Genomic DNA, 13,889 nt, shown 5'->3' on the forward strand with positions numbered 1-13,889 from the left:
GTTCCGCCGACGATCGCTGTCCGTCCTGACCGTGACTCTCATGACCACCGGCGTGGCCGGCGCCGTGCCGGCGTTCGCGTCGTCGTCCCCGCCCGTACGGGTGACGGCGACGACGACCGAGCGTGAGACGAACCCGATCGGCATCGACGCCGCCAAACCCCGCCTCGGCTGGCGGCTGGACTCCGCCGCGCGCGGGCAGTCCCAGACCGCGTACGAGGTGGCCGTCGGCACCAAGGCACGCGCGGCCGACGTCTGGGACAGCGGCCGCGTCGCGAGCCCCCAGTCCGTCGACGTGTCCTACGGCGGCCCCGCGCTGCGGTCCGGCCACCGGTACTACTGGCGCGTCCGCGTCTGGGACGCCCAGGGCAGGCCCTCGGACTGGAGCAGGACGTCGTTCTTCGAGACCGGCCTGGCCCAGCAGGACTGGACGGCCAAATGGGTCGGCAGTCCCGACACGACGCCGAGCCTGACCGGCGCCGACTGGATCTGGTACCCGGAGGGCGACCCGACCTCCAGCGAGCCCGCCTCGACCCGGTACTTCCGCCGTACCGTCGACCTGGGCTCCGCCTCGATCAGCAAGGCGTTGTTCACCCTGACCGCGGACGACGGCTTCGTCCTGTACGTCAACGGCGCGCGTGTCGCGTCGTCGCCGCAGGTCACGGACAGCTGGAAGCAGGGACAGCTCGCGGACCTCACCTCCGTCCTGCATCCCGGCGCCAACACCATCGCGATCCAGGCGGTGAACACCTCGGTGAGCCCCGCGGGCATCGTCGGGCGGCTGCACGTCGAACGCTCCGGCGCGGATCCGATCGACATCGTCACCGACGGCTCGTTCAAGGCCGCGCAGACCGTGCCGGACGGCTGGGAGAAGCCGGGCTTCGACGACTCCTCCTGGCCCGCGGCCAAGGACGCCGCCGCGTACGGCTCGGGCCCATGGGGGAGCCAGGTCGTCCAGCCGTCGCCGCCGGTGCCGTACCTACGGCACGGGTTCCAGCTCGCCAAGCCGGTCGCGGCGGCCCGCCTGTACGTCACCTCGCTCGGGCTGTACGAGGCGCACGTCAACGGCCGCCGGGTCGGAGACGACGACTTCACCCCCGGCTGGACGGACTACAACAAGCGCGTCCAGTACCAGGCCTACGACGTGACCACGATGCTGCACCGCGGGGACAACGCGATCGGGGCGCTGCTGGCGCCCGGCTGGTACTCCGGGAACATCGGTTTCGCCGGTTCGCACATCTACGGGCAGCAGCCGTGGTTCCTCGCCCAGCTCCGCGTGGACTTCACCGACGGCACCTCGCAGACCATCGGGACCGACGACTCCTGGAAGGCGGCCGCCAGTCCGCTGACCTCGTCCGACATCTACGCCGGCGAGACCTATGACGCCCGGAACGAGCAGGGCGGCTGGGACGGCGCCGGATTCGACGACCACGCCTGGCAGCCGGTCAAGGTGAACACCACCGTACGGCCGAACCTCGTCGCCCAGGCCGGTCCGCCGGTGCGGCAGGACACGGTGCTGCACCCGGTGAAGCGGACCGAACCCAAGCCGGGCGTGTTCATCTTCGACCTCGGCCAGAACATGGTCGGCTGGAACCGCCTGACGGTCTCCGGCTCGGCCGGTACCACCGTGACCCTGCGGAACGGCGAGGTGCTGAACCCGGACGGCACGCTCTACACCACGAACCTGCGCGGCGCCGTCGACACCGACCGCTACACGCTCAAGGGCAACGGCACCGAGACGTACGAGCCGCGCTTCACCTACCGCGGCTACCGGTACGTCGAGGTCACCGGCTATCCGGGCACGCCGGGCCTGGACGCCGTCGCCGGCGTCGTCGCGCACGCCGACGCTCCCGCCAACGGCACGCTGACCACCTCCGACCCGCTGGTGAACCAGATCCAGCACAACATCGTGTGGGGTCAGAAGGGCAACTTCTTCAGCGTCCCGACCGACTGCCCACAGCGCGACGAGCGGCTCGGCTGGACGGGTGACATCGCCGCGTTCGCGCCGACCTCGACGTTCAACATGGACGCCGACGGCTTCCTCGCCAAGTTCACCACCGACCTGGCCGACGACCAGACCGCCGACGGCGCGTTCACCGACGTGGCCCCGGCCGTCGCGGGGGGCTCGGGCACGGCGGGCTGGGGCGACGCGGGCGTGGTCATTCCGTACACGCTCTGGCAGCGCTACGGCGACCTGCAGGTCGTGCGCGACCGCTATCCGGCGATGAACAAGTGGATCGACTACCTGAAGGCGCACAGCACCGGGTTGATCAGGCCGGCGGAGGGCTACGGCGACTGGCTGAACGTGAACGACGACACCCCGAAGGACCTGATCGGCACCGCGTACTTCGCGCACTCGACCGACCTGGTCGCGCAGATGGCGGACGCGATCGGCGACCACGCCGCGGCGGCCTCCTACCGCACGCTGTGGGGGCAGATCCGGGACGCGTTCGACGCGAAGTACGTCACGTCCGACGGCACCGTCGGCGGCGGCAGCCAGACCGCCTACGTCCTGGCGCTCGCCGGCAACCTTCTGCCGGACGGCCAGGTCAAGCCCGCCGCCGACAAGCTGGTCGCGAACATCGACGCCCACGGCGGGCACCTCACGACCGGGTTCCTCGGCACCGGTGAGCTGCTGCCGACGCTGACCCGCACCGGGCACACCGACGTGGCGTACCGGCTGCTGGAGCAGAAGACGTTCCCGTCGTGGGGCTACGAGATCGACAAGGGCGCGACCACCATCTGGGAGCGCTGGGACGGCATCAAGCCGGACGGCACGTTCAACGACCCCGGCATGAACTCCTTCAACCACTACGGGCTCGGCTCGGTCGGCGACTGGATGTACCAGAACGTCGGCGGCATCGCCCCGGCGTCGCCCGGTTACCGGAGCGTCGTCATCCACCCGAGGCCCGGCGGATCCCTGACCAGGGCGTCGGCGACCTACCGGTCCGACTACGGCGAGATCGCGAGCCGCTGGTCGGTCTCCGGAGGCCGTTTCACCCTCGACGCCACCGTTCCGGTCAACACGACCGCGGAGGTGTGGGTGCCCGCCGGAAGCGCGAATCAGGTCACCCAGGACGGCGCACGCTTCGTGCGCATGCAGGACGGCAACGCCGTGTTCACCATTGGCTCGGGACGCTGGCACTTCAGCACCCGCGCCTGAAAGACCGACGGCGGGCTCGCGGCACCGGCCGCCGCGGGCCCGCCGTCTCCAAAGGAGGTTAGAAGATGACCGTCGACACGAAAATCCGGGTGGGTCTCGTCGCGGGTGGGCTCGGCGCGTACTGGCCGCAGTTCCCCGACCTGCTGCCGCAGCTCAAGCGGTCCGCCGAACGCGTGTCCGAGCGGATGCGCGGGCTCGGGGCGGAGGTCGTCGACGTCGGCTTCATCTCCGACGCCCAGGAGGGCGCCGCCGCCGCGGAGAAGCTGCGGGTCGCGGGCTGCGACCTCATCGTCGGATTCCTCACCACGTACATGACCGCGACGATGCTGGTGCCGATCGCCCAGCGCAGCGGCGCCCCCGTGCTGCTGATCAACCTGCAGCCGACCGAGTCGATGGACCACGCGACCTTCGACACCGGCCAGTGGCTGGCCTACTGCGGCGCCTGCCCGCTGCCGGAGATGGCCAACGCGTTCCAGCGCTGCGGCATCCCGTTCCGCTCGGTGTCGGGCTACGTCGAGGACGAGCGGGCCTGGGCGAAGATCGGCCGCTGGGTGCGGGCGGCGGGCGTACGGGCGGCGCTGCGCCGGGGGCGGCACGGCCTCATGGGCCACCTGTACCCGGGCATGCTCGACGTCTCCACCGACCTGACCCTCGTGCCGGCGAACTTCGGCGGCCACATGGAGGTGCTGGAGTTCGACGACCTGCGGGTCCGCGTGGAGAAGGTCACCGACGCCGAGGCCGAGGCCAAGAAGAAGGAGGCCGCGGAGATCTTCGAGCTGGCCGACTCGGTCAACGACGAGGACTTCTCCTGGGCCGCGCGCGTCGCCGCCGGCCTCGACCGGCTCGTCGAGGACTTCGAGCTGGACAGCCTCGCCTACTACCACCGGGGCCTGGACGGCGAGATCCACGAACGTCTCGGCGCGGGCATGATCCTCGGTTCGTCGCTGCTGACCGCGCGCGGCGTTCCGGCCGCGGGCGAGTACGAGCTGCGGACCTCCCTCGCCATGCTGATCATGGACCGGCTCGGCGCGGGCGGCTCCTTCACCGAGCTGCAGGCGCTGGACTTCCAGCGGGGCCACGTCGAGATGGGCCACGACGGCCCGGCCCACCTGGCCATCAGCGATTCCAAGCCGCTGCTGCGCGGCCTGGGCGTCTACCACGGCAAGCGCGGCTGGGGCGTGTCGGTGGAGTTCGACGTCAAGCACGGGCCGGTGACGGCGTTCGGCATCCGCCAGGGACGGGACGGCCGGTTCGCGTTCGTCGCCTCCGAGGGCGAGGTCGTCGACGGGCCGCTGCTGCAGATCGGCAACACCACCTCGCGCGTCGACTTCGGCTGCGACCCGGGGGACTGGACCGACGCCTGGAGCGCCACCGGCATCTCCCACCACTGGGCCCTCGGCACCGGCCACCGGATCGCCGACCTGCGCGCCCTCGCGGACCTCCTGGAGGTGGAACTGATCGACGTACGCGCCTGATACCAGTTCTTTTCCGGGTCGGGGGACTCACGCATAGGAGACGGTGTGGCGAGTTTCTTCGGCATGCGCGGAATCCGCTTCGTACTCGCGCTGACCATGGCGCTGGGCGGGCTGCTCGTCGTCACGGCGCCCGCCCGGGCCGCGGTCGACACGGACCTGGCGAACTTCGACGCGGCCGGGAACCAAGTGGTGCGGTTCGACACCGACGGCAACGCGGTGGACGCGCACGACGGAGCGATCGCGCGGTTCGGCGGGACCTACTACCTGTACGGCACCAGCTACGACTGCGGCTACCAGTGGCAGAACAACGACACGTTCTGCGGTTTCAAGGTCTACTCGTCGCCCGACCTGGCGCACTGGACCGACCGCGGGCACGTCGTGGCGCCCCGCTCGTGCCGGTACTGCTTCCGCCCGCACGTCGTCTACAACAGGGCGACCAGTAGGTACGTCATGTGGGTCAACGACCAGGACGCCGCCGACAAGTTCCGGGTCTACACGAGCCGCACGCCGACCGGGCCCTTCACCGAGCAGCCCGTCCCGGACCTACCGGACCAGACGCACTGCACCGCCGACCTGGCCGTGTTCGTCGATGATGACGGGAAGGCCTATCTCACCTGCAGCAACGCGGGCTGGCACATCGCGGTCATCGAGCTCACCGCCGACTACCTGCGCGCCGCCGGACCGTACGACATCACCGGCGTCACCCGCGTGGAGGCGCCGTCGATCTTCAAGCGGGACGGCACGTACTACCTGACGATGTCGGACCCGAACTGCGGGTACTGCACCGGCACCGGCACCGCCTACCTGACCGCGAAGAGCCCGCTCGGCCCGTGGCGCGGGCGGGACGCGTGGACGGCCGAGGACGGCGCGCTGACCGCGCGCGGCGGGCTGTACGGGCTGTCCCAGCAGGGCGAGGACTGGAGCGACTACACCTTCTCCTTCGACGTCGCGCCGCTGCCCACCACCTCGGGGACGTCGGCGCAGGCCGGGTTCTCGGTGCGGATGAACCGCGACGACTACGGCTACCTGTTCCTGCTGACCGGCTCCGGGTCGGCGAACGGCAAGCTGAGCGTGCTGCGCCGGGCCGGGGCCACCCAGGCGAGCCATGTCGTGCCGCTGGACAAGCCCATCGTCGCGGGGGAGTGGCATCACGTCGCGGTCACGGCGTCCGGCGCGACGCTGACGACGTCGATCGACGGAGTCCGGGTGGACACCTACACCGACACGACGTACGCCACCGGCAAGGTCGGCTTCCGGGAGTGGAACGGCGCCAACCTGGAGTCCGCCCGGTTCGACAACGTCAACGTCACCTCGGCCGACGGCCGGACGCTGCTGTCCGACGACTTCTCCGGGGACTTCTCCCGGTGGGTGGTCCCGACCAGCGGCATCAAGATCAGCGATGACTCCTGCGGCGGGCAACCGGCGCAGGTCGCGACGCTGCCGTCCCGGCACGGCGCGCCGACGTACCTCTACTTCAGCGACCTGTGGGACTTCCACACCAACGAGGCGCTGGCCAACTACTACTGGCAGCCGCTCGCGTTCGGCTCGGACGGCGCCATCCAGCCACTGACCTGCGCGAACTCGCGAATCCACCTCGACCCGGGCCACCCCGGCCACCAGCGGCCCATCCGGGCCGTCGACCAGACCAGCGGCGTGACCGGATTCCGCACCACGTGCGACATCGCCGGGGCCACCTGGCGCGAGCAGGGCTTCACGGCCGGGCGCACGGGCCGGCTCACCTCGCTCGCCGTGACCGTCTTCAAGGACGGCACGGAGACCGGCCGGGTCCTTCGGACCCCGCCGTCCGACCCCCTCGACGTGCGGCTCGTCGACCGGCACACCGGGACGACGGTGTGGTCGGCGTCCGTTCCGGCGAGCACGATCGGCTGGTCCGCCCGCGACCTGACCCTGCGACCCGGCGTACCGGTGCGGCGCGGCACCGAGTACGCCCTGCGCCTCGGCACGTCGGCCGCCACCGGCTGCTACGGCGTCGCTTTCAACGACCAGGACCCCTACTCCGGCGGTACCTCCGCCATCAGCACCGACGGCGGTGCGGGATTCACCTCCGAACCCGCGCGTGACCTGAAGTTCCACACGTCCGTCGAGCGCTGACATCACCAGGAGACGAGGAGCCCCCATGAGGTTCATCCCGGCCTGCGCGACCGCGGTCGCGCTGGCCCTGACACCGGGTCTGCCCGCGCACGCGGACAGCGGGCGGCTCGGCGTCGCCGGGTTGCGCACCGACGCGCTCGAGACGGCACTCGGCGTCGACGACACGACGCCGACGCTGAGCTGGAAGCCCACGGCGACCGGCCGGAACGAGGCCCAGGCCGCCTACCAGGTGCAGGCCGCCACCGCCCCGGACCGCCTCGACCACCCCGACCTGTGGGACTCCGGCAAGGTCGCCGCCACGGCCGTGAGCGCCGTCTACAAGGGCGCTGCACTGAAGTCCCGGCAGCGGGTGTGGTGGCGCGTGCGCGTCTGGGACGGCGCGGGCCGCGCGTCGTCGTGGAGCCGCACCGCCTGGTGGGAGATGGGCCTGCTCGCCAAGACGGACTGGTCGGCCAAGTGGATCGGCGACGACCGGTGGGTGAACCGGAAACCGGCCCCGGTCACGGTCAAGGTCCCGGCGCAGGACGCCCGCTACGTCCGGGTCGACGTGGCGAAGCTCGGGCTGCCCATCACCGAGGGGAGTTCGCTCGTCTCCCGGCTGCAGCTCGCCGAGATCGTCGTCGCCGACTCCGCGCACCCGGACGAGGACCTGGCCAAGGGCGCCGCCGTCACCGCCTCCGAGATCGGCAACTACCCGGGCAAGTGGCAGCCGGCGTACGTCACCGACGGGTCGCTCACCAGCGAGCAGGCGCCGTACGGCTACACCAGCCCCTCCTACAAGTCCCAAGATCCAGGCCACCACATCTGGCTGCAGCTCGACCTCGGGCAGAGCCGGCACTTCGACCAGGTCGTGCTCTACCCGCGCACCGACGTGATGACCGACGACGAGAAGACCCCGAACTTCCCCGTCGACTTCACCCTGCAGACCGGGAACGACGCCGTGAACCTCGCCACCGCCGCGACGGTCACCGGCCAGGAGCCGCCACCGGCATACCACACGACCTTCCCGCCGCTGCCGCTGCTGGCCCGGCAGTTCGACCTGGCGAAGGGCGTGCGCAACGCCCGCCTCTACGTCACCGCGCTCGGCATCTACGACGCCACCGTCAACGGACGGCCGGTCAGCGACGCGGTGCTCGAGCCGCCGAACACCGACTACCGCAAGCGCGTCGTCTACTCCACCTACGACGTCACGAAGCTGCTCCGCAAGGGCGGCAACGCCATCGGCGTGCGGCTCGGCAACGGCACCTACAACGTGGCACCGACCGCCGACCGGTACACCAAGTACGTCGGTGCGCAGGGCCCGCCGCGCCTGCTCGCCCAGCTCGAGGTCACGCTGAAGGACGGCACGACGCAACGGATCGCCACCGACGGCTCCTGGCGCACCGACCTGGGCCCGACGACGTTCTCGCAGTGGTACGGCGGCGAGGACGAGGACGCGCGGCGCGACCAGCCGGGCTGGGACCGGCCCGGTGCGGACCTGAGCGGCTGGAAGGCCGCCGCGGAGACCGCCGACCCGGGCATCGCCGTGGCGGCGCGGATGTCCCCGCCGATCGTCCCGGTCGGCCGGGAGCACACCGTACGGATCACGCACCCGGAGTCCGGGACGTACGTCTTCGACCTGGGCGCGAACGTCTCCGGCTGGCCGGTCCTGCACGTCAGCGGCCCGCGCGGCACGACCATCACCGTCAAGCCGGGGGAGCGGCTCGGCGACGACGGCCTCGTCGACCAGGGCACCATGATCGCCGGTGGCAGTCGGCAGCCGCCGGTCGAGGACCGCTACACCTTCGCCGGGAACGGCGACGAGACCTGGCGTCCGCGGTTCGTGTACCACGGATTCCGGTACCTCCAGGTGACCGGCCTGCCGTCGGCGCCGGACAAGGACACGGCCGAGGCGACCGTCCTGCGGGCCGGCAACGCGACCGCGGGCACGTTCGCCAGCTCCGACCTGCTGCTGAACGACATCCACAAGATCGTCGAGGCGTCGATCGCGGGCAACATGTTCAGCATCCTCACCGACTGTCCGGACCGGGAGAAGCTCGGCTGGCTGGAGCAGACGCACCTGGTGCAGGGCTCCGTCGCCCGCGACTTCGACGTCGAGGCGTACTACCGCGACTTCCTCCAGAACGTCGCCGAGGCACAGCTGCCCGACGGGCACGTGCCCGACATCGCGCCCGAGTACGTCGTCTTCAGCGGCGCGGCCCGCGACGACCCGAACTGGGGCAGCGCGATCATCCTGTCGGCCTGGCAGCACTACCAGTCGTACGGCGACGCCGGGACGCTGCGCACCTACTTCCCGGCCATGCGGAAGTACTTCGACTACCTGACGTCGAAGGCGAGCGGGAACCTGCTCGACTACGGCTACGGCGACTGGGCCACCACCGACTCCTCCACTCCCGTCGGGCTCGCGGCGAGCTACGGCTACTACCGCGACGCCGTCGCCCTCGCGAAGATCGCCAAGCTGCTCGGCGAGGACGCCTCCGGGTACGAGAGCGCGGCGCAGAAGATCGGCGCGGCGTTCAACGCGAAGTACCTCAAGGACGGCGCGTACGGCTCGGGCAGCCAGGCGAGTGACGCGTTCGCCCTCGACATGGGCGTGGTGCCCGCCGACCAGCGGCAGGCCGTCACCGACCACCTCGTCAAGGGCATCGAGGCCAAGGGCTACCACCTCACCGTCGGGGAGATCGCGCTGCCCTCGGTGTTCCGGGTGCTGTCGGCGGCCGGCCGGGACGACGTGCTGCTCAAGGTCGCGCAGCAGGTCACCGCGCCGAGCTACGGCTACCAGGTCGTGCACGGCGCGACCACGCTCACGGAGTACTGGGACGGCCCGACCGGCTACGGCTCGCAGGATCACTTCATGCTCGGCGCGATCGACGAGTGGTTCAACGCCGGCCTGGCCGGCATCCGGCAGGCCGACGGCGGCGCCGGCTACACCAACCTCGTGATCCGCCCGGCGGTCGTCGGCGACCTCACCCGCGCGAGCGGGACGTACGAGACGCCGCGCGGTGAGGTCGCCAGCTCCTGGCGGCGCGACGGCCGGACGCTGCGGCTCGACGTGACGGTGCCGCCGGGCGCCCCGGCGCGCGTCGAGGTGCCGCTGCTCGGCGGCGACCGGGTGGCCGCGCCCGCCGGTGCGACGTCGATCGGCGCGCAGAACGGCTACGGCGTCTACGAGGTCGGCTCCGGGCACTGGTCGTTCACGGTGACGACCGCGTCCGCGGTCGCTCCGGACCGGACACAGCTCGCCGTGGAGCCGCCCTTCGGCGTGAACGTCCCGGTCGTGGCCGGTCACCCGGCGTCCGCGCGGTTCCGGGTGACCAACCTGGAGGACGACGCGGTCACCGTACGGCCGCGCGCCACGGCGTCGTCCGGCTTCGCGGCGACGGTGTCCGGCGCGCCGGTACGCGTCCCGGCGCACGGCTCGGCCGAGATCCCGGTCGCGCTGAAACAGGAGGACAGCGGGGTCACGTCGGGGACGGTGACGCTCACGGCCGGCGACGACAGCGCGTCCGCGCCGGTCGCGGTGACCGGGAACCTCGTCCGCCTCGCGACCATGTCGGCCTCGAGCACCCACAGCGGCTCCGACCCGGCCTGGACCAATGACGGCGGGACGGACTCGGAGGTCTGGCTGAACGGCGTCGGCGGCTGGAACGACGACACCTCCGCCGAGTGGCCCGACACGCTCACCGCCACCTGGGACGCCCCGGTCACGCTCGGCCGGGTACGCGTCTTCACGCTGAACAGCACCAAATCGTCCGCGGCGAAGTCCGGAATCCGGGACTTCGACCTCGAGGCGCGGGTCGACGGCACCTGGCAGCCGCTCGCGACCGTGCGCGGGAACACCGCCGGCGTCGTCGAGCGGACCGTCGATCCGGTCCAGGCGTCCGCGTTGCGCGTCGTCGTCCGTGACTCCAACGACCACAAGTACAGCCGGGTGATCGAGCTGGAGGGCTATCCCTCCTGAGGTCTCCCGTAAGAACCACGGCCGGTGTCAGCCGGTCGCCGGTGGGGAGGGCGGCGTCCGCCCAGGCGGCGTCGCCCTCCCCATCGGATCCCCTGAATGCGAGGAACGATGTCAGTCAGCGATGTGGGCGGAGCGGGCTTCACGCGCCGCGGCTTCCTGTTGACGGCCGGGACGGCCGCGGCGGGAGCGGCGGTCGTCTCGGGTACGCCCTTCGGGGCCGTCGCCCAGGCCGGGACGGCCGGCCGATTCGCCCGGCCCGACGCGGCCGTGGCACCGAAGTTCCGCTGGTGGTGGCCTGACGGCAACGTCGACCCCGCCGAGATCCGGCGCGAGGTCGACCAGATCGCCGACGCCGGCTTCGGCGGCGCGGAGATCGCCGCCGTGCACCACAGCATCGCCGACAAGTCGGTGCTGGATCCCGCCGGCCACGGCTGGGGAAGCCCCGCGTGGGTCGACGCCGTCGAGGCCGCCCTCGACCAGGCCCGCCGGCGCGGCGTGACCATCGACCTGACGATCGGCCCGGCCTGGCCCGCCGCCGTCCCGACCATCACGCCGGACGGCCCGGCGGCGGTCAAGGAACTGGCGTACGGCTCGGCGACCGTCGCCGCCGACGCGACGTACGACGGACCGGTGCCCGCGCCCGCGATCGCGCCCGCCGCGACGGTGACCGCCCAGAGACTCCTGCTCGTGCAGGCCGCACGCGTCAACACCGCCAACTCCACGCGCAAGGAGACCGGCCTGGACCTCGCGTCCGTGCAGGACCTGACCGGCAGGGTCGCCGACGGGCGGCTGAGCTGGACCGCTCCGTCCGACGGCTCCTGGGTGGTCATCGCCCACTGGGAGCGCGGCTCCGGCCAGACCCCCGAGTCCGGCCCGCACACGAGCCCGGCGGCGTACGTCGTCGACCACTTCAGCGCGGCCGGCACCCGGGCGGTGACCGACTACTGGGAGTCCCACATCCTCACCCAGGACGTGCGGCGCCTGATCCGCCGGGCGGGCGCCACGCTGTTCGAGGACTCCATCGAGATCGAGACCAAGGCGCTGCAGTGGACGCCGGACCTGCCCGCGGAGTTCGCCCGGCGCAAGGGCTACGCGCTGGCGCCGTACCTGCCGGCGATCGTCCAGAAGAGCGGCAACCAGGTCTTCGCCTACGAGGCCGCGCTGACCCGGCACGTCCGCCACGACTTCTGGGACGTCGTGTCCCAGCTGTTCAACGAGCACCACGTCACCGCGCTGAAGAAGTGGGCGCACTCCATCGGCCTGGACCTGCGCGCTCAGCCGTACGGCCTGCAGACCGACGCGATCGCCTCCGCCGCGATCCTCGACGTCCCCGAGGGGGAGTCGATCGGGTTCAAGAACCTCGACGACTGGCGCTGTCTCGCGGGCGGCCGGGACATGGCCGGGAAGACCGTGCTGTCCGGGGAGATCGGCGCGTACAACGGGGGCGCGTACAACACGACGTGGAAGCGCTTCCTGCTGACGGTCGGCGGGGCGTATGCTGCCGGGCTGAACCGCGCGGTCATCCACGGCTTCTCCTACGCCACGGCGCCGGGGGTGAAGTGGCCCGGCTTCGCGGCCTTCACGCCGTACAACGGCACCATCGGCTACAGCGAGTCCTGGGGGCCGCGCCAGCCCACCTGGGTGCACGCCGAGGACATCTCCGGCTACCTGAGCCGCGTCCACGAGGTGCTGCAGTCCGGCACGGCCCGCGCCGACGTCGCGATCTTCCGGCAGACCGGATATACGGCGACCGGCATCGGCGCGTCCTGGTTCACCGCGAGCGGCGTCCCGCTGGGCTGGACCCACCAGTTCGTCAGCGAGCCGCTGCTGGCCCTCCCCAACGCCACGGTCTCCGGCGGCCGGTTCGCCCCGGACGGGCCGCGCTACAAGGCGATCTTCGTGGAGGGCGACTTCTTCGCGGGCTCGGAGTGCACGCTGACGGTGTTCGCCGCCGAGCGGCTGCTGCGGTACGCGAGGGCGGGCCTGCCGATCGTGCTGCTCGGCGACTGGTCCGCGCCGACCGTGCCGGGCCTCGGGTCCGACACCGAGAACGGTCGCCTGCGCGCGGTCGTCGCCGACCTGGTCAAGGAGCCGAAGGTCCGGGTCGTCGCCGACAAGGCGAACGTCCCGGCCGCGCTCGCCGACCTCGGCGTCGCGCCGGAGGTGACGTACGCGCAGAGCTCCACCCTGCTGAACGCCCGCCGCCACGACGACGGCGTCGACTACTACTACCTGTGCAACGGGCGGCACGCCGAGTCGGTGAAGCCACCCGTGGCCGCGATCGACCACGCCGTGTCGTTCACGCGCACGGTCAAGGACGCCGTGCCGTACGCGCTCGACCCGTGGACCGGCGAGGCCGAGCGGATCGCGACCTACACCGAGGACGGCGACCGGGTCACCGTCCGCGTGGCGCTGCAGCCGGGTCAGGCGACCGTCGTCGCGCTGGCCCGGCCGGGCCGGTTCGGCTCCGGCGGCGGCCGGACGCACGTCACGAGCACCGAGGCCGCCGAGGCCCGCTTCGCCGACGGCGACCTGGTGATCCGCGCGACGGCGGCCGGGACGTACGCCACGACGCTGTCCACCGGCCGGATCGTACGGACGACGGTCGCGGACGTCCCCGCGCCGATCACCCCGGGGACCTGGCAACTCGAGGTGGAGAGCCGGGAGCCGGGCGCGTCCGCCACCGAGACGGCCACGGTCACCCACCGGCTGACGCTCGACGCGCTCAAGGCCTGGCCCGACATCCCGGAGCTCGCGGACGTCTCGGGCATCGGCCGGTACACCACGACGGTCGACCTGCCCGCCTCCTGGACCCGCGCGCACGGCGCGTACCTGCAGCTGGGCCAGGTGTTCGACACCTGCCGGGTCACGGTCAACGGGCGGCGCCTGCCGGCGGTCGACCAGATCAACCCGGTCGTCGACGCCGGGCCGTACCTGCGGCGCGGCGCCAACACGATCGAGGTCGAGGTCGCGACAACCCTGAACAACCGCCTGCGCGTGTCCGACCCCTCGGTCTACGGCGGCGCGCCCCGGCAGGCGTACGGCCTGATCGGCCCCGTTCGCCTCGTGCCGTACGTGCAGGCGGCGATCGCCGGATGACGCCCCCGACAGAGACGAGGTACCCCATGAGAACGACGCTTCTCCACTGCCTGAGCGGCGGCGCCCGGCCCGCCGCGCACGG

At 71.9% G+C, this 13,889-nt stretch carries 5 protein-coding genes; all 5 read left to right on the forward strand.

Annotation, left to right across the window (positions count from 1 at the left end):
* Window positions 1–40 precede the first annotated feature (40 nt).
* The 5 genes from ACQP2O_RS17700 (at window position 41) to ACQP2O_RS17720 (ending at window position 13,807) form a co-directional block, all read left to right on the forward strand.
* On the forward strand, window positions 41–3,160 hold the full coding sequence (locus ACQP2O_RS17700) for a family 78 glycoside hydrolase catalytic domain (RefSeq protein WP_433185858.1): 3,120 nt from the start codon (window positions 41–43) through the stop codon (window positions 3,158–3,160).
* 65 nt (window positions 3,161–3,225) lie between these two features.
* A complete protein-coding gene (locus ACQP2O_RS17705) occupies window positions 3,226–4,635 on the forward strand; it encodes an arabinose isomerase (protein ID WP_433185861.1) in 1,410 nt (469 codons plus the stop codon).
* A 45-nt stretch (window positions 4,636–4,680) separates the two neighbouring features.
* Window positions 4,681–6,747 carry a family 43 glycosylhydrolase gene (locus ACQP2O_RS17710; protein WP_433185864.1) on the forward strand — a complete coding sequence of 689 codons (2,067 nt, stop codon included), beginning with the start codon at window positions 4,681–4,683 and terminating at the stop codon, window positions 6,745–6,747.
* Between the two features lie 25 nt (window positions 6,748–6,772).
* Complete coding sequence (locus ACQP2O_RS17715; protein WP_433185867.1) at window positions 6,773–10,708, forward strand: family 78 glycoside hydrolase catalytic domain; 3,936 nt, start codon at window positions 6,773–6,775, stop codon at window positions 10,706–10,708.
* A gap of 108 nt (window positions 10,709–10,816) precedes the next feature.
* On the forward strand, window positions 10,817–13,807 hold the full coding sequence (locus ACQP2O_RS17720; protein ID WP_433185870.1) for a glycosyl hydrolase: 2,991 nt from the start codon (window positions 10,817–10,819) through the stop codon (window positions 13,805–13,807).
* Window positions 13,808–13,889: the final 82 nt, after the last annotated feature.

Origin of the sequence: Actinoallomurus sp. CA-150999 (assembly GCF_050942425.1) — a bacterium.
GTDB lineage: Bacteria > Actinomycetota > Actinomycetes > Streptosporangiales > Streptosporangiaceae > Actinoallomurus.